The following is a 21,475-nucleotide window of genomic DNA, read 5'->3' as shown; positions in this document are numbered from 1 at the left end:
CAGCACCCGGCGTTGCGCGGTGCTGCCGGGACGGGGTCGCTCACCAGTCGAGGGTTCCGCGGATCACGGTCTGGACCTGGCCGCCGGACCAGACATCGCCCTGATCATCGATGGCCAGTGACAGGCGCGCATCGTGGCCCACCTCACGGCCTTGGCTGACCTCGTAGGTGCGCCGGCCCTCCGGCAGCGCCTGCCGGAGATCAAGCCATGCCGCAAGCACGGCATTGGCCGCACCGGATGCGGCATCTTCGAAGCGGCGTCCATTGCCTACGAACGCGCGGACCGCCAGGTCATACCCGGTGCCGGCGGTGCTGCGGGCATACGCGAAGATGCCCATGGCATCGGTGGCTTCGGCCAGCACGGCAAGTGCTTCCCAGGCCGGCACGAGGCTGCGCAGCGCGGCTTCATCGCGCAGTTCCACCACCCACCAGCTGCGGCCGCCCTGCATGCGCGCCGGCGGCAGCGGCCCCAGGGGCCAGCCGGCCAGCGCCGCCTGCAGCCGTGGATCGGTGGCCGCGGCCACTTCGGCCAGCGTGGCACGCGGCGTGCGGATGAAGATGCGCCGTGCGTCGCCGCTGCCTTCCACGCGCAACGGCAACAGACCGGCGATCCCGTCCTGCGTCAACATGCCTTCATCCGCAGTGGCAAGTCCTGCTTCCAGCACCGCGTGGGCCGTGCCGATGCTGGGATGGCCGGCGAAGGGCACCTCCTTCTGCGGGCTGAACATGCGCAGCCGGTAGCGGCTGCCGGATGACCCGGCCGCGAACACGAACGTGGTCTCGGGCAGCCGGGTCCAGCGTGCGATGGACTGCATCGCGGCCTCGTCCAGGCCGTCGGCATCGAGCACGACCGCCAGTGGATTGCCTGCGCCAGCGGTGGGGGAGAAGACGTCCAACTGCAGGAAGCGGCGTGAGGTCATGGCAGGGTCCGGGGGCAGGGCTGCGCAGCTTAGCAGGCACGTCGATCCACCCCCGCGGCACCTGGCTCCCGCGTGGTACCGCGGCCTCGGCCGCCCGAGCGCGGCGCTGCGCGCTCATCACAGGCGCGTTGGGCTTAGAATCGGGGGTCCCGCCCCTGCGGGCGGTCTTCCCCCCTCTACCAAGCCAATTCCATGCCTGCTTCTTTCCCTGTCGATCGCTGGATCGTCCTCAAGTTCGGCGGCACATCCGTGTCGCGTCGCCATCGCTGGGACACGATCGGGAAACTGGCGAAAAAACGCGCGGAAGAAACCAATGCGCGGGTACTGGTGGTGGTCTCGGCGCTCTCCGGGGTCACCAACGAGCTGACCGCGGTCGCCGAAGGCGCCGCCGACAGCCGCGCGCGCGTGGCGGCGCTGGTCGCCCGCCACCTGGCGTTCCTGGATGAGCTGGCGCTGGCGCACGAGGTGCTCGACGAGCGCCTGGCGGCGTTGCAGGCGCTGCTGGACGATCCACGGGCCAGCACCCGCACGCTTGACTGGCAGGCGGACGTGCTGGGCCAGGGCGAACTGCTGTCTTCGAGCATCGGTGCGGCCTACCTGCGCAGTGCCGGACTGGACATGGGCTGGATGGACGCGCGCGACTGGCTGCACGCGTTGCCGCCGCAGCCCAACCAGAGCGCCTGGTCGCAGCGGCTCTCGGTCAACTGCCAGTGGAAGGGCGAGGGCGACTGGGCCCCGCGCTTCCGTGCGCAGCCCACGCGCCTGCTGATCACCCAGGGTTTCATCGCGCGGCATGCGGACGGTGGCACCGCCATCCTCGGCCGCGGTGGCTCGGACACCTCGGCGGCCTATTTCGGCGCGCTGCTGGGTGCCAGCCGCGTGGAGATCTGGACCGACGTGCCGGGCATGTTCAGTGCCAATCCCAAGGACGTGCCGGACGCGCGCCTGCTGACCCGCCTCGATTACTACGAGGCACAGGAAATCGCCACCACCGGCGCGAAGGTGCTGCACCCGCGGTCGATCAAGCCATGCCGCGATGCGGGCGTGCCCATGGCGATCCTGGATACCGAGCGGCCTGAAATGCCCGGTACGAGCATCGATGGCAGTGCCGCACCGGTGCCCGGCGTCAAGGCGATCAGCCGCCGCAACGGCATCGTGCTGGTGTCGATGGAAGGCATCGGCATGTGGCAGCAGGTCGGCTTCCTGGCCGACGTCTTCGGGCTGTTCAAGAAGCATGGGTTGTCGGTGGACCTGATCGGTTCGGCCGAGACCAACGTGACCGTATCGCTGGACCCGTCGGAGAATCTGGTCAACACCGACGTGCTCTCGGCGTTGTCGGCCGACCTGTCGCAGATCTGCAAGGTCAAGGTCATCGTGCCCTGCGCGGCGATCACGCTGGTCGGCCGTGGCATGCGTTCGCTGCTGCACAAGCTGTCCGATGTGTGGGCCACGTTCGGCCGCGAGCGCGTGCACATGATCTCGCAGTCCTCCAACGATCTGAACCTGACCTTCGTCATCGACGAAACCGACGCCGACGGGCTGCTGCCGATCCTGCATGCCGAGCTGATCGACAGCGGTGCGATGCCGGTGGAGGAGACCGAAGTGTTCGGCCCGCGCTGGCGGGAGATCGCCGGCACGGTGCGTCCACGCGCAACGCCGTGGTGGCGGGGCCAGCGGGCGCAGCTTCTGCAGCTGGCCGAGGCCGGCACGCCGCGCTATGTCTACCACCTGCCCACCGTCCGCGCCCGCGCCCGTGCGCTGGCCGCCATTCCCTCCATCGACCAGCGCTACTACGCGATCAAGGCCAACAGCCACCCGGCCGTGCTGGCCACCGTGGTGGAAGAAGGTTTCGGCCTGGAATGCGTTTCGCTGGGCGAACTGACGCACGTGTTCTCGATCCTGCCGCAGCTGGCGCCGCAGCGCGTGCTGTTCACCCCCAGCTTCTGCCCGCGCACGGAATACGAAGCCGCGTTCGCGCTGGGCGTGACGGTCACCGTGGACAACGTGGAAGCGCTGCAGCGCTGGCCGGAGCTGTTCCGCAACCGCGAGCTGTGGCTGCGCGTGGACCTGGGGCGCGGTGAAGGCCACCACGCCAAGGTGCGCACCGGTGGCAAGGAATCCAAGTTCGGCCTGCCGATGGCACGCGTGGACGAATTCGTGCGCGTGGCGACCGAACTCGGCAGCACTGTGGTCGGCCTGCATGCGCACCTCGGCAGCGGCGTGGAGACGGCGCAGCACTGGCGCCTGATGTGCGATGAACTGGCCGGTTTCGCGCGCCGCATCGGCAGCGTGCAGACCATCGACATCGGGGGCGGCATGCCGATCCCGTACAGCGAGGAAGACGAGCCGTTCGATCTGGAGGCGTGGGCCGCCGGCCTGGCTGAGGTCAAAGCGGTGCATCCGACGTTCCGCCTGGCCATCGAGCCGGGCCGTTACCTGGTGGCCGAATCCGGCGTGCTGCTGACCCGCGCGACCCAGGTGGTGGAGAAGGAGGGCATCCGGCGGGTGGGACTGGATGCGGGCATGAACACCCTGATCCGTCCGGCGCTGTATGACGCCTGGCACGATATCGAGAACCTGAGCCGCCAGGGGGGCTACGCCGAGGCCGCTTTCGATGTGGTCGGGCCGATCTGCGAATCCAGCGATGTCTTCGGCAAGCGCCGCAAGCTGCCTGCTTCCACCACGCCGGACGATGTGATGCTGGTGGCCGACACCGGTGCCTACGGCTTCGTGATGGCCAGTACCTACAACCAGCGCGCACTGCCGGACCAGGACATCCTGGAATGAGCCCTCCGTGCCTGCGCTTGACTGCCTACCCGCGCCGCGCCCATGCGCGCCGATGCGCTTATCCGGGATGAACATGACTGCTTTTGATAAACACCAGGTTGCCTGCTTCCGCTTCGTCCGCTGTGATTTCGCAGCCGACACCGGGGTGGCGCGTCTGGTCTACGCCTTCGACGATGGCCCGGAGATGGTGGAAACCATCACCGTGCCGGGCGCACCGTTCCAGCTCGAGCCGGCGCGCGCCGAGGCCGTGCAGCGTGCGCTGCGGCTGCTGCACCTGATCGCGGGCGTGAGCTATTACAAGGCCGGCGTGCCCGCGCGCGTGGCGGTGGAGAGCCATGCGGTGGACGCGGAGACGGCCGCGCTGGTGGAAGCGATCTACCTGCAGGGGCTCGGCGAGTTCGCCTATCGCAATGGACTGAACCTGCGTGGACGCTTCCGCCTGCCGGTCGGCGCGGCAGCGGCAGCGGCACCGGCGGCTGCAGCAGGATTGCGCGCGCATGCGCTGGTGGCCATCGGCGGCGGCAAGGATTCGCTGGTCAGCATCGAGGCCCTGCGCCGTGCCGGTGTGGAGGAAACGGTGGCCTGGATCGGGGGTTCGCAGTTGATCCGCAGCTGTGCCGAGCGTACCGGCCTGCCCACGCTCAATGTCGGGCGCGCGCTGGCCCCGGAGCTGTTCGAGCTCAACCGCCAGGGGGCCTGGAACGGCCATATCCCGGTGACCGCGGTGAATTCGGCGATCCTGGTGCTGGCGGCGCTGCTGCAGGGCGTGGACCAGGTGGTGTTCTCCAATGAACGCTCGGCAAGCTACGGCAGCCAGATTCCCGGCACCGGCGAAGTGAACCACCAGTGGTCGAAGGGGTGGGCATTCGAGCAGTCCTTCGGCACCCATGTGCAGCGCTTCATCGCCGCCGACCTGCAGTACTACTCGCTGCTGCGGCCGATGTCCGAGCTTGCCGTCGCCCGCCAGTTCACCAAGACCGATTTCTACGACGCGCATTTCTCCAGCTGCAACCGCAATTTCCACATCCTCGGCGAGCGGCCGGTCAACCGCTGGTGCGGTGTCTGTCCGAAATGCCACTTCGTGTTCCTGGCGCTGGCACCGTTCATGTCCAAGGCCCGTCTGGTGCGCATCTTCGGCCGCAACCTGCTGGATGACAGCACCCAGGCGCCCGGTTTCGACGCGCTGCTCGAATTCCAGGATCACAAACCGTTCGAATGCGTAGGCGAAGGGCGTGAATCGCGGGCCGCGATGGCCGCGCTGGCGACCCGTCCGGACTGGCAGGAGGATGCGCTGGTGAAGCGGTTCTGCAACGAGATCCTGCCGCAGCTGGATGCGGATGAACTGGCGCTGGAGCCGCTGCTTGAACTGCAGGGCGAGCACCGCATTCCTGCGGCACTGTGGGAGCAGGTGCGTGCAGATTTCGCAGCTTGAGGGTCGGCGCGTTGCCCTGTGGGGATGGGGCCGCGAGGGACGTGCGGCCTTTGCCGTGCTGCGCGCGCGCCTGCCATGCCTGCCGCTGACGCTGTTCTGCCCGCCGGCTGAAATCGAGGCGGCGCGTGCCGAGGCGGGTGGCGCGCTGGACGTGCGGGGCGAGCCCGATGCGGCTGCGCTGTCCGCCTTTGACGTGGTGATCAAATCACCGGGCATCAGCCCGTACCAGCCCATCGCGCAGGTGGCCGCCGCGCAGGGCACGGTCTTCCTCGGCGGCACCGCGCTGTGGTTCGCCGAGCACGCTGCGGCCGACGGCATCGTGCACGACACGATCTGTGTGACCGGCACCAAGGGCAAGAGCACCACCACGGCGCTGCTGGCACACCTGCTGCGGGCGGCTGGGCATCGCACGGGGCTGGTGGGCAACATCGGCGTGCCCTTGCTGGAGGTTCTCGATCCATGCCTCGCCCCTGTTTACTGGGCGGTCGAACTCTCCAGTTACCAGACCGGCGAAGTGGCACGCAGCGGTGCGCGGCCGGCGATCGCCGTCGTGCTCAATCTCTTCCCGGAACATCTGGACTGGCACGGCAGCGAGCAGCGCTACATCGAGGACAAGCTTTCACTGGTCACGGCGGCGCGGCCGCAGATTGCCGTGCTCAATGCCCAGGATCCGCACCTGGGGCGGTTGCAGCTGCCCGGCAGCCTCGTGGTGTGGTTCAACCAGCCACAGGGCTGGCACATGCGTGGGGAGGTCGTGTATCGCGGCGCGCAGCCGATCTTCGATACCCGCAACGCGCCGCTGCCGGGCCGCCACAACCGCGGCAACCTGTGCGCGGTGCTGGCCGCGCTGGAGGCGCTCGGGCTGGATGCTGCCGCGCTGGCACCGGCGGTGAGCACCTTCCGCCCGCTGCCGAACCGGCTGCAACGGCTGGGTGAGCGCGAGGGCGTGGTGTACGTCAATGATTCCATCAGCACCACGCCGCATGCCAGCCTGGCGGCCCTGGACTGCTTTGCCGGGCAGCGCATCGTGCTGCTGGTGGGCGGGCATGATCGCGGACTGGACTGGCAGGATTTCGTCGATCACATGGCGCACGGCACGCCGCCTCTGGCGATCGTGACCATGGGCAGCAACGGCCCGCGCATCCACGCGCTGTTGCAGCCCTTGGCCGACGCCGGGCGCCTGGCCCTGCACGCCGCTGCCGATCTGCCGCAGGCCATGGCGCTGGCGCACGCGGCGCTCGCGGGCGAAGGCGGCGTGGTGCTGCTGTCGCCCGGTGCGCCGAGCTTCGGCGCCTATCGGGACTATGTGGCGCGCGGCCAGCACTTCGCCGCGCTTGCGGGGTTCGATCCGCAGGCCATCAGTGCGATTGCCGGGCTGGGCGTGCAGGAAGCGGCGCACCGTCGGCCGTATGCTGCCGGCCTGCCGATGGAGGGACCATGAGTGACTTCGTCAGCCTGGTGCTGCCCGCCGGTGCGGATACCGTCGCGCTGGCGAGGCTGATGGCAGCGCATGGCCGGGACCTGCGTCCGCAGGACAATGCCAGCCTGCAGGCGCACATCGGCAGTGACTGGCGCGCGTTCCTGACGCACACCGGTGAATCGGACGAGGGCACGGCGCTCGGCGCAGGCAGCCGCCCATCGGGGCCTCGGCTTGATGCGGAACGCGACGCTGCCCGGATGCGCAAGCGGGGATGGAACGAAGCTCGGATCGCGCGGGCCCTGGCCCAGCGCTCGGCGCACGCACAGTGGGCGGGACAGCAGGCGCCCCAGCGTGCGCATCTACGGGCCGCGCACACCGCGGATGCGGAGGCCTGGAGCGCGCTGCTGCAGGCGCTGTTCGCCGAGGGCGTGGAGCGGCTGGGACTGATGGTGCGTTCGTACGAACGTTCCGTCGGCGCACGGCTGACCGTGGACGCAGAGCAGGACCTCACCCTGGACGCGGTGGATCCGCAGTCCCTGATCGACCTCCGCCCCGGCGTGCTTTACTGGATCACCCGCTGAGGGTCAGTGGCTGCGCTGGATCGCATAGCGCGCCAGGCCGCGCAGAGCCGCCACCGCTTCGTTCTCATCCAGTCCATCCAGCGCCTGCTCGGCACGTGCGGCGTAGGCTTCGGCGCGCTCGCGGCTGTAGGCCAGCCCCCCGGTCGCCTGGATGGCCACCAGCACCTCCGGCATGGCCGAGGCGTCGCCGTTCTGTACGATGGCGCGCAGACGTTCGCGGGTGGCGGAATCCGACTGCGCCATGGCGTGGATCAGCGGCAGGGTCGCCTTGCCTTCGGCCAGGTCGTCGCCGAGGTTCTTCCCCAGTGCTTCGGCGTCGGCCGAGTAATCGAGCACGTCATCGGCGATCTGGAAGGCGTAACCGAGGTTCAGGCCGTAGGCATGCAGCGCCTCCTGCACCGCGGCGTCCCGGCCACTGGCGAGCGCACCCAGGCGTGTCGCCGCGGCGAACAGCACCGCCGTCTTGCGTTCGATGACGCGCAGGTAGGCGGCCTCGTCGGTATCCGGGTTGTGCACGTGCAGCAGCTGCAGCACCTCGCCTTCGGCGATGCGGTTGGTGGTGTCGGCCAGGATCTGCATGACAGGCATCTGGTCCAGCTCCACCATCAGCTGGAAGCTGCGCGAATACAGGAAGTCGCCCACCAGCACGCTCGGCGCGTTGCCCCACAGCGCGTTGGCCGTGCTGCGGCCGCGCCGCAGGCTGGATTCGTCCACCACATCGTCGTGCAGCAGGGTGGAGGTATGGATGAACTCGATGATCGCCGCCAGCTGGTGGTGGTCCGGCCCGGCCCCACCCACCGCGTGCCCGGCCAGCATCACCAGCATCGGCCGCAGTCGCTTGCCGCCAGCGGAGATGATGTGGTCGGCGATCTGGTTGATCAGCACCACATCAGAGGACAGCCGGCGCCGGATCAGGCTATCGACAGCCGCCATGTCGGCAGCGGCGAAGGACTGGATCCGGGGCAGGCCCAGGGCGGGGCGGGTGTCTTCGAGGAGGGTCATGCGGCTTTGCACTGGGATATCCAGCGGAATTATAAGCGCTTGGCGTGAAATAGACGCGGCGGGCCCGCAGGCCGTCTTCTGCGCCGCATTGGCGTGGTGCCGCGTGGCGGGGCATGGCATGACCCCGGGGCGGCGACAGGCTGACGTTATCAGGCCGGCTGCCCGCCAAAGTTCTGCACTGCGGCGCACATCCGGCCTGTGATGGGACTCGCGTTGACAACTGCTGCAGCGGGAAATGACGCAAATCTGAAAAAAGAGGCCAGACCGGGCTGGCTAACGTTGCCCCGTCATTCCGACAACAACGAGGGTTCGACATGAAAACGTATTTCCGGATTGGAACCGCTGCCGCGCTGCTGATGCTGGCCAGCCAGGCCCTTGCGCAGACCACGCCGCAGGTGTGTCGCGAGAACTTCGCCCGGTCCGAGGCGTCGCGGACGTGCATCGTTTCCGGTGTCGTGGTGCCACCGGGCAGCACCCTGTGCCAGATGCAGATTGCCTGCCGGCGCAATGACGGCAGTTACCGCAACTACAACGGCGCTTTCAATCCCCATCAGCTTCCCAACTACTGCAACCGCAATGGTGAGCTTGTCCTGGGCTGTGCGCCGCGCCCCTGACGGCTCCGCGCCGTCCCGGCCCCCCGGGGCGGCGCTCCGGGGGGCCGTGAATACGTATGCACCGGCCACCGCGCAGGACGGCTGCCCGCTAAGCTTCCATCGGTGATTTCCGGCCCGTTCCGCGCCGGGTCAATGTGCCCGGAGGGGGCCCCGATGTCGAACAATCCGTGGTGGCGCGGCGCCGTCATCTACCAGATCTATCCGCGTAGCTTCCTTGACGCCAACGGCGACGGCGTCGGCGATCTGCCCGGCATCATCGAGCGTCTGGATTATGTGGCCGCGCTGGGCGTGGATGCCATCTGGATTTCGCCATTCTTCAAATCCCCGATGGCCGACTTCGGTTATGACATCGCCGATTACCGGGCAGTGGATCCTCTGTTTGGCAACCTTGAGGATTTCGATCGCCTGCTGGCCAAGGCGCACGCGCTGGGCCTGAAAGTGATGATCGACCAGGTGCTGAGCCATACCTCGATCGAACACGCGTGGTTCCGCGAGAGCCGGCAGGACCGTACCAACGCCAAGGCCGACTGGTATGTCTGGGCCGACCCCCGCGAGGACGGCACTCCGCCGAACAACTGGATGTCCCTGTTCGGCGGCGTAGCCTGGCAGTGGGAACCGCGCCGCGAGCAGTATTTCCTGCACAATTTCCTGGCTGACCAGCCGGACCTGAATTTCCATCACCCCGAGGTGCAGCAGGCCACGCTGGACAATGTCCGGTTCTGGCTGGATCGCGGCGTGGACGGGTTCCGCCTGGATGCCATCAATTTCTGCTTCCACGATCCGCTGCTGCGCGACAACCCACCCAAGCCGGTGGACAAGCGGGTCGGGCGGGGCTTCAGTCCGGATAACCCGTACGCTTATCAGTATCACTATTTCAACAATACCCAGCCGCATAACCTTCCGTTCCTGGAGGCCCTGCGCGCGCTGCTGGATCAGTACCCGGGCGCGGTGAGCCTGGGCGAGATCTCTTCGGAGGATTCGCTGGCCACCACCGCCGAATACACCACGGGCAAGCGCCTGCACATGGGCTACAGCTTCGAGCTGCTGGTGAATGACTACAGTGCCGCCTATATCCGAGAAACGGTCTCGCGGCTGGAAACGGCCATGACCGAGGGATGGCCGTGCTGGGCCATTTCCAATCACGACGTGGAGCGTGCCGTGACCCGCTGGGGCGGCCATCCGGCCAACCCGCGGCTGGCGCGCATGCTGGTGGCGATGCTGTGCACGCTGCGCGGCTCGATCTGCCTGTACCAGGGCGAGGAGCTCGGGCTCGGCGAAGCGGACGTGCCGTTCGAGGCGCTGCAGGACCCCTACGGCATGACCTTCTGGCCGACGTTCAAGGGGCGCGACGGATGCCGTACGCCGCTGCCCTGGACCAATGCGCCGTTGGCCGGTTTCACCCGCGGCGAGCCGTGGCTGCCGATTCCCGCCGACCACCAGGCCCGGGCCGTGGCGGTGCAGGAGGCCGATCCCGATTCGGTGCTGGCCGCGTTCCGTGCCTTTTTGGCATGGCGGCGGACCCAGCCGGTACTGCTGGCCGGTGCCATCGAATTCGTTGAAACGGCCGAGCCGGTGTTGATGTTCAAGCGCACGCTGGGCGAGCAGATCCTGCTGCTGGCCTTCAATCTGTCGGGTGAGGACGCACGCGTGGCGCTGCCCGAGGGGGCCTGGCAGACCGTCGCGGTACCGGGGCCGGACGCCGGCCACGCCGAAGGCGCGGTCCTGCGGCTGCCGGCGCACGCGGTCTACTGCGCGCGCCGCAGCGCCTGAGGAATTCTCCGTTGGTGGCACTTGAGGGACGGTCCGCGAGGGCCGTCCTTTTTTATGCCTGAGACCTGCAGGCTGTTGATTGTCCGGCGCAGGCGGCGGCCCACGTTGAAGCCCCGGCAGCAACGAGGGAGGGGCGCTGGGCTGGCCTCAACGAAAAAACCCGCTGCGTTGCCGCAGCGGGTTGCTGTCCAGGGTGGGCTCCGCGGACGCATCCGCGGAGACGGCACCTCAGAACTTGTAGTTCACACCCAGCATATAGGTGCGGCCCCACTCGACGTATTCCAGCGGTCGGTCGGTGGTGCCGGCGTACGTGCGGTACGGCGCGTTGGTCAGGTTCGTGCCCTGCAGCAGCAGGGTCAGGCCGGCCATCGAACTGCTGTCGCTGAAGGTGTAGCTGATCTGCGCGTCGGTCACGTTCTCGCCGACCACGTAGCGCAGGGTGCGGTTGCCGTTGAAGTTGCCGATCTCGCCGATGAAATCCGAGCGGCGGCGCTGGCTCACGCGTGCCTCGAACCCGTTGCGTTCGAAGTAGGCGGTGACGTTGTACACGCGGTCGGAAAGCCCGGGAAGCGCGATGGGATCGCTGCCCACGCTGGACGCGCTTTCCGGATCGAGGATCTCGATATCGCTGTCATTGAACGTGGCACTGGCCTGCACGCCGAAGCCGCGCAGTGCATCGGTGAACATGTCCAGCGGCAGCGAAGCGGTCAGCTCCAGGCCGCGCAGCGTCCCGCCCTTGCCGTTCTGTGGCGAGGAGAAGGTGCCGGTGGACAGCACCGGTGCGACCATGCCCGGCGGCGGCACGTAGCTGGCCAGCAGGTCGGAGAAATCATAATCGTCCACCGACTGGGTGTAGACGTAGCTCTTGAGGTCCTTGTAGAACACTGCGGCGGCCACGTAGGCACGCTCACCGAAGTACTTTTCGTAGGACAGATCCAGTGCCGTGGCACGCCAGGGATCCAGCAGCGGGTTGCCGCCGCTGCCACCGGGGCGACCGGTGGAGGTGTCCACGCCGAACTCCAGGCCTGCACGCATCTGGTCCACGCGGGGCCGCGCGACCTGCTTGGCGGCGGCGAAACGCAGCGTCTGCTGGTGCGGGAACATGAAGGCCAGGTTGAGGCTCGGCAGCCAGTCGTTGTAGCTCTTGCCGTCATCGATCGGCAGCACGTTCTGCCCGGCCGGTCGCGAACGGTCGAAGTAGTTGGACTGCGAGCTCTGATCGGCATGCTGCATCTGCACGCCGATGTTGCCGCGCACGCCGACCACGCCGATATCGGTGTTGATGTTCGCGCGCAGCCAGGCGGTGGTGATCTTTTCCTGCACCGTCCAAGCCTTGGGAATCAGGTAATCCAGATCGTTGACCGGGTTGAACTCCATGTAGCGGCCGACGGCGGCCGGCACGTTCCAGGCCGGGATGTAGCCGATGCCGGCGAAGCCCAGGTTGACACGCCCGCGCTGCAGGTCCGAAGCGATGTTCGCATCGCCCTGTTCACCGAGCAGGATGTTGCCTTCGGCCTGCGACTTGTCTTTCTGGCGGTCGGCATAGTTGACGCCCACATCGATATCGGCGAACACCGAAGCGATGCCTTCCGGCGCCGGCAGGGTGAGGGCTACTCGCGCGCCCTTCAGGCGGTCTTCCACGGTGGGTACCTTGCCGTAGCCGGAACCGTAGATCGTGTTGGTCAGGAACAGCGCGTCCGGGTTTGAGTAATCCAGCCCAGGGGTGATCTGCGAGAAACCATTGGGCCGGATCACCAGGCCGATGGTGTCCAGCTGCGGCATCGGGGTGAGCTGCAGGTTGTTTTCCAGGTTCAGCTCATCGCGCGTGGCCTTGGAGTAGTTCAGGTCAGCGACCAGCTTGACGCCGTTGCCGAAGGTGAACTCGTTGTTCCAGCCGAACGCATCGATCTTGTCTTCGCGCTTGTTGTACATGCCGCGCACCAGCGGATACACACCGCTGGCCGTACCACCGGCGAAGCTGCCGTTGGCGTTGACGATCGGATTGCTGATGAAAAGCCCCGGCGTGTAACCGCCGTTGAAGTTGCTGAGATTGAGCTCGAACTGGTTGGCGGTGTCGATCTGCTCGGCTTCGGTATGGAAGGCGTCGAACGTGCTGGTCCAGCTGTTGTTCGGGCGGAACTGCACGGTGGCCATCACGCCGTCGCGCTTGTTGTTGCCCGTGCGGCGCAGGGCCTTGATGCCGTCGCTGAAGGCCACGCCCGGGGCCACGCCCGGCCGGTTGCCGTTATCGGTCTGCTCGGTCGTCCAGGGCTCGTACAGGCCGACCTGGTTTTCCTGGATCGGGTTGTCGCTGTGCGCGTAGCCGATGGCAATACCAAGCGTATTGTCGAGGAACTGGTCGATGTAGCTGGCGCTGAAGCGGTTGCCGAACTCATCCACGCCGGCGGCCTCACCGAGCGAGCTCTTCTGGTAGCGGCCGCTGATGGCGATGACGCGGTCCGGGAAACTCAGCGGGCGCGCGGTCTGCATGTCGATGGTGCCCGACAGGCCCTGGCCGACCAGCGCGGCGTCGGGGGTCTTGTAGACAGTCACGCCGTTGACCAGTTCCGAAGGGTACTGATCGAACTCCACGCTGCGGTTGTCACCGGTGCTGACCACTTCGCGGCCATTGAGCAGCGTGGTGGCGAAGTCCGGCGAAAGGCCGCGCACGCTGATCACCTGCGCTCGGCCGGCCACGCGCTGCGCGGCCAGGCCGGGCAGGCGCGCCAGTGATTCAGCGATGCTCACGTCCGGCAGCTTGCCGATGTCCTCGGCGGAGATCACTTCCACCACCGAAGTGGCGTCCTGTTTCACCGCGATCGCATTCTCGATGCCACGGCGGATGCCGGTCACCTGGACGGCATCGAGATTGGTTGCGGCGGTGCCGCCGGTGCCCTGCGTGCTGGTCTGCGCGGATGCGATGACCGGTGACAGTGCGACGGCCAGCGCGATTGAAAGCGCGTTGCGCGTGTGGTTCGACATTTCCCCTCCCAGGCAATGGTGCCGAAACTGGATATGGTCCGCATCGGCGGTGCCGATGCGGGTCGCGACGCGGTGGTCGCTGACAGCGGGGCTATGGTATGCAGCGCGTCGTTGCGGCGAATCAGCCTGCATACGTATTCACTGCCGACGTGCGCGTTGTAAGCGATTACATGCGGGTCATCCCACCCAGACCGCCGTCCGGTACGGCGATTACAGCGGCGTGAAGCGGATCGCCTGGCCGCCACCCGGGGCCAGTACCAGCTGCATGTCGTCGCTGGCAGTGACCGTGTGCGTCTCGCGCACAAAGGCAAACGGGCGCGTACGGAAATCGGCACCCTCACCGTCCCGGTAGATCTCCGCGCGGTAACGCACTCCCGGTTCGAGGAACCCCAGCGATACCGGCAGCACCCGGCCGTGTTCGTCGGTGATGCTGCCGAGGAACCAGTCGCGGCTGTTGCGGTCGCGCCGCACGATCGTCACGTAGTCGCCCACTTCGCCCTGCAGCACGCGCGTCTGTTCCCAGTCCACCGCCACGTCCTTGATGAACTGGAAAGCGTCGCGGTGCTCCCGGTAATGCTCGGGCAGGTCGGCCGCCATCTGGATCGGGCTGTAGATCACCACGTACAGCGCGAGCTGGCGCGCCAGCGTGCTGGGAATGGACTGGCCATGGCGACCCTTCAGCGAAAGCACGCCGGGGGTGTAATCGAACGGGCCGGCCAGCATGCGCGTAAAGACCAGGTTGACCTCATGCTCCGGTGGATTGGGCGGCTGGCCCCAGGCGTTGTACTCCATGCCACGCGCGCCCTCGCGGGAGATCCAGTTGGGATAGGTGCGGCGCAGGCCGGTGTCCTTGATCGGCTCGTGCGGGTTCACCGAGAGCCGGCGCGCGGCGGCCTCCTGCACCACCTTGAGGTGGTGGCGGGCCATGAACTGGCCGTCGTGCCACTCCCGCCACAGCGGGCCACCGGCCGGGTTGCGTCGATCGATCTGGCCGTCATCGCAGACATAGCCGGTCTTGAACGAATCCACGCCCAGGCGGGCGTACAGGTCCAGCGCCGCGCCGAGCTGGTCTTCGTAATGCTCGATGGCGCAGCCGGTCTCGTGATGGCCGACCAGCCGCACGTTCTTTTTCGCGGCGTAGGCGGCGAGGCTTTCGATATCGAAATCCGCAGTGGGACGGGTGAAATCGAATTCGTAGCCGTTGCCGACCCAGTTGTGGTCCCAGCCCGGATTCCAGCCTTCCACCAGCACGCCACGGAAGCCGTTCTCGGCCGCGAAATCGATCACCCGGCGGGTCTTGGCGGTGGTGGCCGCATGCCGCGGTCCGGTGGCCCAGCTTTCCTCGTCCAGGTGCATCGACCACCACACGCCGAGATACTTCGATGGCTTTACCCAGCTCACGTCGCCCAGTGCGTTGGGCTCGTTGAGATTGAGGATGAGGTCCGATTCCACCAGCCCACCGGCGCGGTCACTGATCTGCAGCGTGCGCCAGGGCGTGGTGAACGGCAGGGTGCGGCGGACCTTCCAGCCCTCGGCCGAAGGCGAAAGCTGCGCGCGCAGGCGTTGTCCTTCGGTGCGTCGCAGCCACATGCCCGCGTAGTCCACCAGCGCGGCTTCATGGATCGCCACGTGCAGGCCGTCGGCACTGCGCAGGGTCAGCGGGGTATGCACCGTGGGCACTTCGCGCAGGGGCGTGCGTTCGTACAGATACTCGTAATGGATCGGCTCGCCGGCCGGGATCCACCATGCGGTGGATTCGGCGGCCAGGTCGAACTCGGTCAGTTCTTCATCGATGATGGCCTCGCGCACGCCCGGCTGCTGCGGGAAAACGTAGCGGAATCCGATGCCGTCGTCGTATACGCGGAACACCACGTCCAGCCGCCGCGCAGGTTGTTCCCCGGCACCGGGCTGGCGCAGGGCCACGCTGAGTTCGTTGTAGTGGTTGCGGGTGAGGCGACGCTCGCCCCAGGGTTGCTCCCAGCGTTTATCGAAGGTGCTCACGCGGCTGTCGACCAGCTGGAAATCGCGGTCCAGCCGGCCGTCGCGGAGCTCGAATCCGAGCCTGGACGCGCGTACCACCGGCTCGCCAAGGCGCTGCACCGAATAGCGGGCGGTCCCGCCATCCACCTCCAGCGTGACCTTCAGGATCCTGCCTGGCGAGTCCACGCTCGCCACCTGCGGTGCGGCCTGCAGGGGAGAGGTGGAGAGGGTCAGCACAAGGCCAAGCGCGCACGCGGCGACGCCACGCCACGATGATGAGAACAGCTGCATTTTCCCCTCCCGGGGCGACTCCGTATCTGCCCGGACCTTAGCCCACGCATCGCGCCGGGCCGTCGGCCGGTGGCATGAATACGTATGCAGGCAGGGCGGCTCCGGCGTGCGCCGTCTACCATGTCCGCACGGTGCCTTGAGGGAGGCATTGCGCCCCTGGCAGCCGCAAGGCCGGCAGGGCACTACAACGAGCAAAGAGGGAGGGAGGCCGACAGGCGCAAGCCGGTCCGCCGCTTCGATGCTGAAGATGATCTGCCTGTCCGTCGCCCTGAGCGCGGCGATGGGTTCGACCGCAGTGGCGGCGGACCTGGAATTCGACGGCCGCCATGCGCGCGCCACCGCCACGGCCACGGGGGGCTTCGTGCTGCATGCGGAGGGGCGGGCGGTCACCATCGCCCCGCAGCCGATGCACGCCACCACGGCCAGCGTGCTGTTCGATGCACTGTTCGCGCTTGCGCAGCAGGAGCTTGACCAGGACCGCGTGGATGCGATCCGCGACCCGTCCTTCGACGAAGGCCGCCCGGTACCGTGCGAGTGCTTCAAGACCGGTGCGAACTGGCCCTACGTCTGGACCCGCGACATGAGCTTTGCGGCCGATCTGGCCCTGGCCCGGCTGGATCCGCAACGCACGCGGCAGTCGCTGCAGTTCAAGCTGTCGGCCGCGCGCGACGGGCATACCGACGGGCTGTTCGTTGCCCAGGACACCGGCTCAGGCGGCAGCTGGCCGATCAGCAGCGACCGCGTAGTGTGGTTCCTCGCCGCGCGTCACCTGCTCGATGATGCGACGTTCTCCGCCCAGGTCTGGCAGGCCCTGCAGGCCACGCTGGCGCAGGACCGCGCCATGGTCTTCGACCCGCATACCGGCCTGTACCGCGGCGAGACGTCCTTCCTGGACTGGCGCGAGCAGACCTATCCGGACTGGACGCGCGAGGATGTGCGCTTCATCGGCGAGTCCTTCGCGCTCTCCACCAACGTACTGCATTACCAGGCCCTGCGGCTTGGCCAGCAGCTGGCCACCACGCAGGGCGATGCCACGCTGGCGGGTGAATACGGCCGCTGGGCCGACGCGCTCGCGGTGCAGATCGATGCACGCTTCTGGCGTGAGGATGCCGGCCAGTACATGAGCTACATCGGCGAAGCCGCGCACCCGGTGCCGTACGCAAAATACGATCTGCTCGCCACCTCGCTCGGCATCCTCGCCGGCGTGCTGCCGCCGGACCGCGCGCAGCGTGCGCTGTCAGGGTATCCGGTGACGGCCGCCGGCAGCCCGGTGGTGTGGCCCCAGGAAGCGCAGCAGCCGATCTACCACAACCGTGGCATCTGGCCGTTCGTCAGCGCCTACGCGCTGCGTGCCGCGCGTGCGCTGGACGACGCGCCACGGATCACGATGGAGATTGAATCGCTGATGCGCGGTACCGCGCTGGCCGGCTCCAACATGGAGAACTACGAGCTGCTCACGCAGAAGATCCACGTGGACGAGGGGGCGCTGAGCGGCCCAGTGGTCAACTCCGAGCGCCAGCTGTGGTCGGTGGCCGGCTACCTCTCGATGGTGATGGAAGGCATCTTCGGCGTGCAGGCGGACGGCCGCGTGCAGCCCAAGCTGCCCGTTGCGCTGGTGCCGCGTCTGTTCGGCGAGCGCCGCAGCATCGCGCTGGAGGCCCACGGCCAGCGCTACGTGCTGCTCAGGCCGCAGACGCTGAGCGGTGAGCTGCTGGTGGCGGGCGTGAGCCGGCACGAGGGCACGACCACCACCGTGCAGCTGGTCCCTGCGCCGGTCGGCACCGGCGCTCCGCGCACGCCTCCGGTGCTGCAGGGCGCTGCGCATGCACCTGCCACACCGGCGGCGCCGGTGGTGCGGGCCGCGGGCGCGCAGTGGCAGGCACAGGTGCCTGCCGGCCACCGCCTGTGGCGGGATGGCCAGGCCGTAGCGCCCGACGGCGGCATTGCGCAGTGGCCCGATGATGGCCTGCAGCACTGCTTCAGCCTGACCCGGCGCGAGCACGGGCTGGAATCCCTGCACAGCCCGACCACCTGCGTCGGGCCGCAGCAGCGCCTTGCCGGTGCGGCCGCATGGCGCTGGACGCAGCCTGTGGCCGGCCGGGTACGGCTGCGCCTGCAGTATGAGAATCCCAACGGACCGATCAACACCGGTGTCACCGCCGCGGTGAAGCAGCTGGCGCTGCACTGCGACGGCGCTGCCGTGCAGACCCGCACCGTGGTGATGCCGCACAGCGTGGCGCGGCAGGACTCCACGGCGGCCGAGTTCCAGGTGCCTGCCGGTGCCTGCCGCGTTGTCCTGGAGGAGGGCTTCAACATGAGCGCGCTCCAGCATTTCGCGCATTACACCGGCGGCAAGGGCGGGCGCGATGGAAGGCTCAACCAGGCCGACGTCAAGGCCCTGCTGCTGTCACCGGTGCCGGTGGCGGAGGCCGTGCGATGACCCGTCGTGAGAAACCGCAGCTGTCGTTCTGGCAGATCTGGAACATGTGTTTCGGCTTCCTCGGCATCCAGTTCGGCTTCGCGCTGCAGAACGCCAATGCAAGCCGCATCTTCGAAACCCTCGGCGCCCCCATGGAGGCCGTCCCCGGGTTATGGATCGCCGCGCCGCTGACCGGGCTGCTGGTACAGCCGATCGTGGGCTACCTGTCCGACCGGACCTGGACGCGCTGGGGTCGGCGCCGACCGTTCTTCATGATCGGTGCGGTACTGACCACGCTGGCCCTGCTGGTGATGCCCAACTCGCCGACGCTGTGGATCGCGGCGGGCACGCTGTGGGTGCTGGATGCCTCGATCAACATCTCGATGGAACCGTTCCGCGCGTTCGTCGGCGACCAGCTGGCGCCCCGCCAGCGGCCGACCGGTTTTGCCATGCAGAGCTTCTTCATCGGCGTGGGCGCGATCATCGCCAGCTTCCTGCCTTTCATCCTGGCGCACGCCGGGGTAGCCAACACGGCGGCGCCGGGACAGGTGCCCGATACCGTGCGCTACGCGTTCTACTTCGGTGCGGCGGTGCTGCTCATGGCCATCACCTGGACCGTGGTCAGCACGCGCGAATATCCACCGGGCGAGCTGGCGACGTTCGCCGATGCCGAGCCACCGGCGAACACGCAGGTCGCCGCGGTCGTGAACAGTGCACCGTGGTCCGCCGCGGCGGGCTGGGTCGCCGCCGGTGCGGCGCTGGCGCTGCTGATCGTCTGGCAGGGCGGCGACAAGATGCTCTATGTGCTGGCTGGGCTGATCGCCGCTTACGGCCTGCTGCTGGGCAGTGCGCGCGTGCTGCCGACCACGCACATGGTGGCGGTGATCGTGGGTGACCTGCGCAACATGCCGGCCACCATGCGGCGACTGGCGTGGGTGCAGTTCTTCTCGTGGTTCGCGCTGTTCGCGATGTGGATCTACACGACCACGGCGGTGGCCGGAACCCACTTCGGTTCGGTCGATCCCAGGTCGGACGCCTACAACGAAGGCGCGAACTGGGTCGGCGTGCTGTTCGGCGCCTACAACGGGTTCGCCGCGTTGGCGGCCCTGCTGATTCCGCTGATGGTGCGTGCCATCGGGCTGCGCTGGAGCCACCTGGTCAATCTGTGGCTGGGTGGCGCCGGGCTGGTGTCGCTGATGCTGATCGACGACCCGGCCTGGTTGCTGCTGTCGATGGTCGGCGTGGGCTTCGCCTGGGCGTCCATCCTGTCGCTGCCATATGCGCTGCTGTCGGACAGCGTGCCGGCCGCGAAGATGGGCGTGTACATGGGCATTTTCAACTTCTTCATCGTGATCCCGCAGCTGGTTGCCGCCAGTGCGCTCGGTTTTGCCCTGCGTGCCTGGCTGGGCGGCGAGCCGATGCACGTGCTGGTGCTGGGCGGGGTGAGTCTGTTCATTGCGGGACTGTGTGTGCTGCGGGTTCCGTCCCGTCCGGAGGTGGTGTGATGCGTGTGCGTCTGTCTGTTGCGGTTGCCCTGTCCCTGTGCGCCGGCGATGTGCTGGCCGCGCCCCGCCCGGAGTACGTGGGCACCACCGAGCCGTTCGCCAGCGATGCGGTGTACTTCGTGGTCACCGACCGCTTCGTCAACGGCGATCCCTCAAACGATCACCGCGACCAGGGCGGGGAACACCGCACGTTCGATATCCCGGTGCCATGCCCGGACAAGGTGGACGGCAACATCGGCTACCTCGGTGGCGACTTCAAGGGCGTGCTGGACAACGCCGCCTACATCCGCGGGCTGGGCTTCGGTGCGGTGTGGATCACGCCGATCGTGGACAACCCGGACCAGGCCTTCACCGGCAGCAAAGCGATCAGCTGCACCAGCACCCTGACCGACCGTGGCAAGACCGGCTACCACGGTTACTGGGGCGTCAACTTCTTCAAGCTCGACGAGCACCTGCCCAGTGAAGGGCTGGATTTCGCCGCCTTCACCAAGGGGCTGCACGCGGCGGACCTGAAAGTGGTGCTGGACATCGTGGGCAACCATGGTTCGCCCAGCTGGACGATGCCGAAGGCGCAGCCGCAGTTCGGCCAGATCTTCGACAAGGCAGGGCGGCTGCTGGCCGACCACCAGAACCTGCCGCCGCAGCAGCTGGATCCCGCGCACAACCAGCTGCACGCGTTCTACAACAACCGCGGCCCGGTGGACGCCGGCACGGGCTCGATCTTCGATGGCAACCTGGCCGAGCTGGGGGACTTCAACGAGCGCAATCCAGCGGTGATGGATTACCTGGTGGAGGCCTACCTGCAGTGGACGGCGCAGGGCGTGGACGCATTGCGGATCGATACCATCGGCTGGTTGCCCCACCCGTGGTGGCACGCGTTCGTGCGCCGCATCCGCGACCAGCACCCGGGCATGTTCATGTTCGGCGAGGCCTTCGACTACGATGCGGCGAAGATCGCCGAGCACACGTGGTCGTCCAATGCCGGGGTGAGCGTGCTGGACTTTCCCTCGCGTGGCGCGATGGAGCAGGTCTTCGGCACGACGGGCAAGGGTTTTGAGGCGTTGTCCGAACCGCTGCACCTGCTCGGCGGGCCGTACGCCAACCCGTATGAGCTGATGAGCTTCTACGACAACCACGACATGCCGCGGCTGGATGCCAGCGATGACGGCTTCATCGATGCCAACAACTGGCTGTTCACCGCACGCGGCATCCCGGTGCTGTACTACGGCTCGGAAACGGGCTTCATGCGCGGCCGCGCCGAACATGCCGGCAACCGTGCCTACTTCGGCCAGGCGCGGGTGGACGCGGCACCGCAGAGCCCGATCTTCGCACCGCTGCAGCGCGTGGCGCGGCTGCGCCAGGCGACGCCGGCGCTGCAACGCGGGCTGCAGGTCAACGAACGGCTGCAGGGTGACCAGGCGGTCTTCTACCGCGTGCTGCAGCACGGCGATACCACGCAGACCGCGCTGGTGCTGCTGAACAAGGGGGATGCCGCGCAGGCGCTGGAGGTATCGCGTTACCTGCAGCCGGGCGCGTGGCGCGACGCACTGGACGGCGGCACGGTGGACGTGCGCGGTGTGCTGAAGACCGTGGTGCCCGCGCACGGCATCAAGGTGTTCGTACTGGACGCGCCGGTGCGGCAGGGTCCGCTGCAGAAGGAGCTGGACAAGGCGATGGCCGAGCGCAGGCTGCCGCCGCGCTGAGCGTGAGGGCGTGCCCGCGCGGGCGGGCACGTCCCCTGAAGCGGCGCGTGGGCCGCGCTACACTGCCCCG

General features: G+C 67.7%; 13 protein-coding genes. 9 read left to right on the top strand and 4 right to left on the bottom strand.

The window, feature by feature from the left end:
* Nucleotides 1–40: 40 nt before the first annotated feature.
* Nucleotides 41–919 (bottom strand): PhzF family phenazine biosynthesis protein, encoded by an 879-nt coding sequence (locus tag FHY09_RS05800; RefSeq protein ID WP_166925064.1) that lies wholly within the window; start codon nucleotides 917–919, stop codon nucleotides 41–43.
* Between the two features lie 192 nt (nucleotides 920–1,111).
* Between FHY09_RS05800 and FHY09_RS05795 the strand changes: the two genes are divergently transcribed.
* The 4 genes from FHY09_RS05795 (at nucleotide 1,112) to FHY09_RS05780 (ending at nucleotide 7,139) form a co-directional block, all read left to right on the top strand.
* Nucleotides 1,112–3,706 (top strand): bifunctional aspartate kinase/diaminopimelate decarboxylase, encoded by a 2,595-nt coding sequence (locus tag FHY09_RS05795; protein WP_166925063.1) that lies wholly within the window; start codon nucleotides 1,112–1,114, stop codon nucleotides 3,704–3,706.
* A gap of 73 nt (nucleotides 3,707–3,779) precedes the next feature.
* A complete protein-coding gene (gene murL, locus FHY09_RS05790; protein WP_166925062.1) occupies nucleotides 3,780–5,138 on the top strand; it encodes a UDP-N-acetyl-alpha-D-muramoyl-L-alanyl-L-glutamate epimerase in 1,359 nt (452 codons plus the stop codon).
* On the top strand, nucleotides 5,119–6,579 hold the full coding sequence (gene murD / locus FHY09_RS05785; RefSeq protein ID WP_166925061.1) for a UDP-N-acetylmuramoyl-L-alanine--D-glutamate ligase: 1,461 nt from the start codon (nucleotides 5,119–5,121) through the stop codon (nucleotides 6,577–6,579). Before murL ends, murD begins: the two co-directional genes overlap by 20 nt.
* Nucleotides 6,576–7,139 carry a hypothetical protein gene (locus FHY09_RS05780; RefSeq protein WP_166925060.1) on the top strand — a complete coding sequence of 188 codons (564 nt, stop codon included), beginning with the start codon at nucleotides 6,576–6,578 and terminating at the stop codon, nucleotides 7,137–7,139. The genes murD and FHY09_RS05780 overlap by 4 nt, the downstream gene beginning before the upstream one ends.
* A 3-nt stretch (nucleotides 7,140–7,142) precedes the next feature.
* Here the strand turns inward: FHY09_RS05780 and FHY09_RS05775 are convergent, their stop codons facing one another.
* Nucleotides 7,143–8,141, bottom strand: coding sequence for a polyprenyl synthetase family protein (locus tag FHY09_RS05775; RefSeq protein ID WP_166925059.1), 999 nt, complete (start codon nucleotides 8,139–8,141; stop codon nucleotides 7,143–7,145).
* 314 nt (nucleotides 8,142–8,455) lie between these two features.
* Between FHY09_RS05775 and FHY09_RS05770 the strand changes: the two genes are divergently transcribed.
* Nucleotides 8,456–8,755, top strand: coding sequence for a hypothetical protein (locus FHY09_RS05770; protein WP_166925058.1), 300 nt, complete (start codon nucleotides 8,456–8,458; stop codon nucleotides 8,753–8,755).
* Nucleotides 8,756–8,908: 153 nt separating this feature from the next.
* Nucleotides 8,909–10,525, top strand: a complete 1,617-nt coding sequence (locus FHY09_RS05765; protein ID WP_166925056.1) for an alpha-glucosidase — start codon at nucleotides 8,909–8,911, stop codon at nucleotides 10,523–10,525.
* Nucleotides 10,526–10,753: 228 nt separating this feature from the next.
* On the opposite strand, the gene FHY09_RS05760 is transcribed toward FHY09_RS05765, so the two are convergent.
* Both FHY09_RS05760 and FHY09_RS05755 read right to left on the bottom strand, forming a co-directional pair.
* Nucleotides 10,754–13,507 (bottom strand): TonB-dependent receptor, encoded by a 2,754-nt coding sequence (locus FHY09_RS05760; protein ID WP_166925054.1) that lies wholly within the window; start codon nucleotides 13,505–13,507, stop codon nucleotides 10,754–10,756.
* 210 nt (nucleotides 13,508–13,717) lie between these two features.
* The gene (locus tag FHY09_RS05755; RefSeq protein WP_166925052.1) at nucleotides 13,718–15,778 is read right to left on the bottom strand and encodes a glycoside hydrolase family 97 protein; all 2,061 of its coding nucleotides are present in this window, start codon (nucleotides 15,776–15,778) and stop codon (nucleotides 13,718–13,720) included.
* Nucleotides 15,779–16,016: 238 nt separating this feature from the next.
* On the opposite strand from FHY09_RS05755, the gene FHY09_RS05750 reads away from it, so the two are divergent.
* Genes FHY09_RS05750 through FHY09_RS05740 form a run of 3 tightly spaced genes read left to right on the top strand, consistent with a single transcriptional unit; the run spans nucleotide 16,017 to nucleotide 21,405 of the window.
* The gene (locus FHY09_RS05750; RefSeq protein ID WP_166925050.1) at nucleotides 16,017–18,218 is read left to right on the top strand and encodes a Six-hairpin glycosidase-like protein; all 2,202 of its coding nucleotides are present in this window, start codon (nucleotides 16,017–16,019) and stop codon (nucleotides 18,216–18,218) included.
* Complete coding sequence (locus FHY09_RS05745) at nucleotides 18,215–19,702, top strand: MFS transporter (protein ID WP_166925048.1); 1,488 nt, start codon at nucleotides 18,215–18,217, stop codon at nucleotides 19,700–19,702. The genes FHY09_RS05750 and FHY09_RS05745 overlap by 4 nt, the downstream gene beginning before the upstream one ends.
* On the top strand, nucleotides 19,702–21,405 hold the full coding sequence (locus tag FHY09_RS05740) for an alpha-amylase family glycosyl hydrolase (RefSeq protein ID WP_166925046.1): 1,704 nt from the start codon (nucleotides 19,702–19,704) through the stop codon (nucleotides 21,403–21,405). Before FHY09_RS05745 ends, FHY09_RS05740 begins: the two co-directional genes overlap by 1 nt.
* Nucleotides 21,406–21,475 lie beyond the last annotated feature (70 nt).

Source organism: Xanthomonas sp. 60, from assembly GCF_011761925.1.
The sequence above is the reverse complement of the archived record's forward strand: the minus strand, read 5'-3'. Positions and strand labels throughout refer to the sequence as shown.

What these genes read in the sequence shown, in the direction of transcription:
- FHY09_RS05800 (WP_166925064.1), bottom strand. Translation starts at nt 919, where the DNA reads ATGACCTCACGCCGCTTCCTGCAGTTGGACGTCTTCTCCCCCACCGCT.
- FHY09_RS05795 (WP_166925063.1), top strand. Translation starts at nt 1,112, where the DNA reads ATGCCTGCTTCTTTCCCTGTCGATCGCTGGATCGTCCTCAAGTTCGGC.
- murL (WP_166925062.1), top strand. Translation starts at nt 3,780, where the DNA reads ATGACTGCTTTTGATAAACACCAGGTTGCCTGCTTCCGCTTCGTCCGC.
- FHY09_RS05780 (WP_166925060.1), top strand. Translation starts at nt 6,576, where the DNA reads ATGAGTGACTTCGTCAGCCTGGTGCTGCCCGCCGGTGCGGATACCGTC.
- FHY09_RS05775 (WP_166925059.1), bottom strand. Translation starts at nt 8,141, where the DNA reads ATGACCCTCCTCGAAGACACCCGCCCCGCCCTGGGCCTGCCCCGGATC.
- FHY09_RS05770 (WP_166925058.1), top strand. Translation starts at nt 8,456, where the DNA reads ATGAAAACGTATTTCCGGATTGGAACCGCTGCCGCGCTGCTGATGCTG.
- FHY09_RS05765 (WP_166925056.1), top strand. Translation starts at nt 8,909, where the DNA reads ATGTCGAACAATCCGTGGTGGCGCGGCGCCGTCATCTACCAGATCTAT.
- FHY09_RS05760 (WP_166925054.1), bottom strand. Translation starts at nt 13,507, where the DNA reads ATGTCGAACCACACGCGCAACGCGCTTTCAATCGCGCTGGCCGTCGCA.
- FHY09_RS05755 (WP_166925052.1), bottom strand. Translation starts at nt 15,778, where the DNA reads ATGCAGCTGTTCTCATCATCGTGGCGTGGCGTCGCCGCGTGCGCGCTT.
- FHY09_RS05750 (WP_166925050.1), top strand. Translation starts at nt 16,017, where the DNA reads ATGCTGAAGATGATCTGCCTGTCCGTCGCCCTGAGCGCGGCGATGGGT.
- FHY09_RS05745 (WP_166925048.1), top strand. Translation starts at nt 18,215, where the DNA reads ATGACCCGTCGTGAGAAACCGCAGCTGTCGTTCTGGCAGATCTGGAAC.
- FHY09_RS05740 (WP_166925046.1), top strand. Translation starts at nt 19,702, where the DNA reads ATGCGTGTGCGTCTGTCTGTTGCGGTTGCCCTGTCCCTGTGCGCCGGC.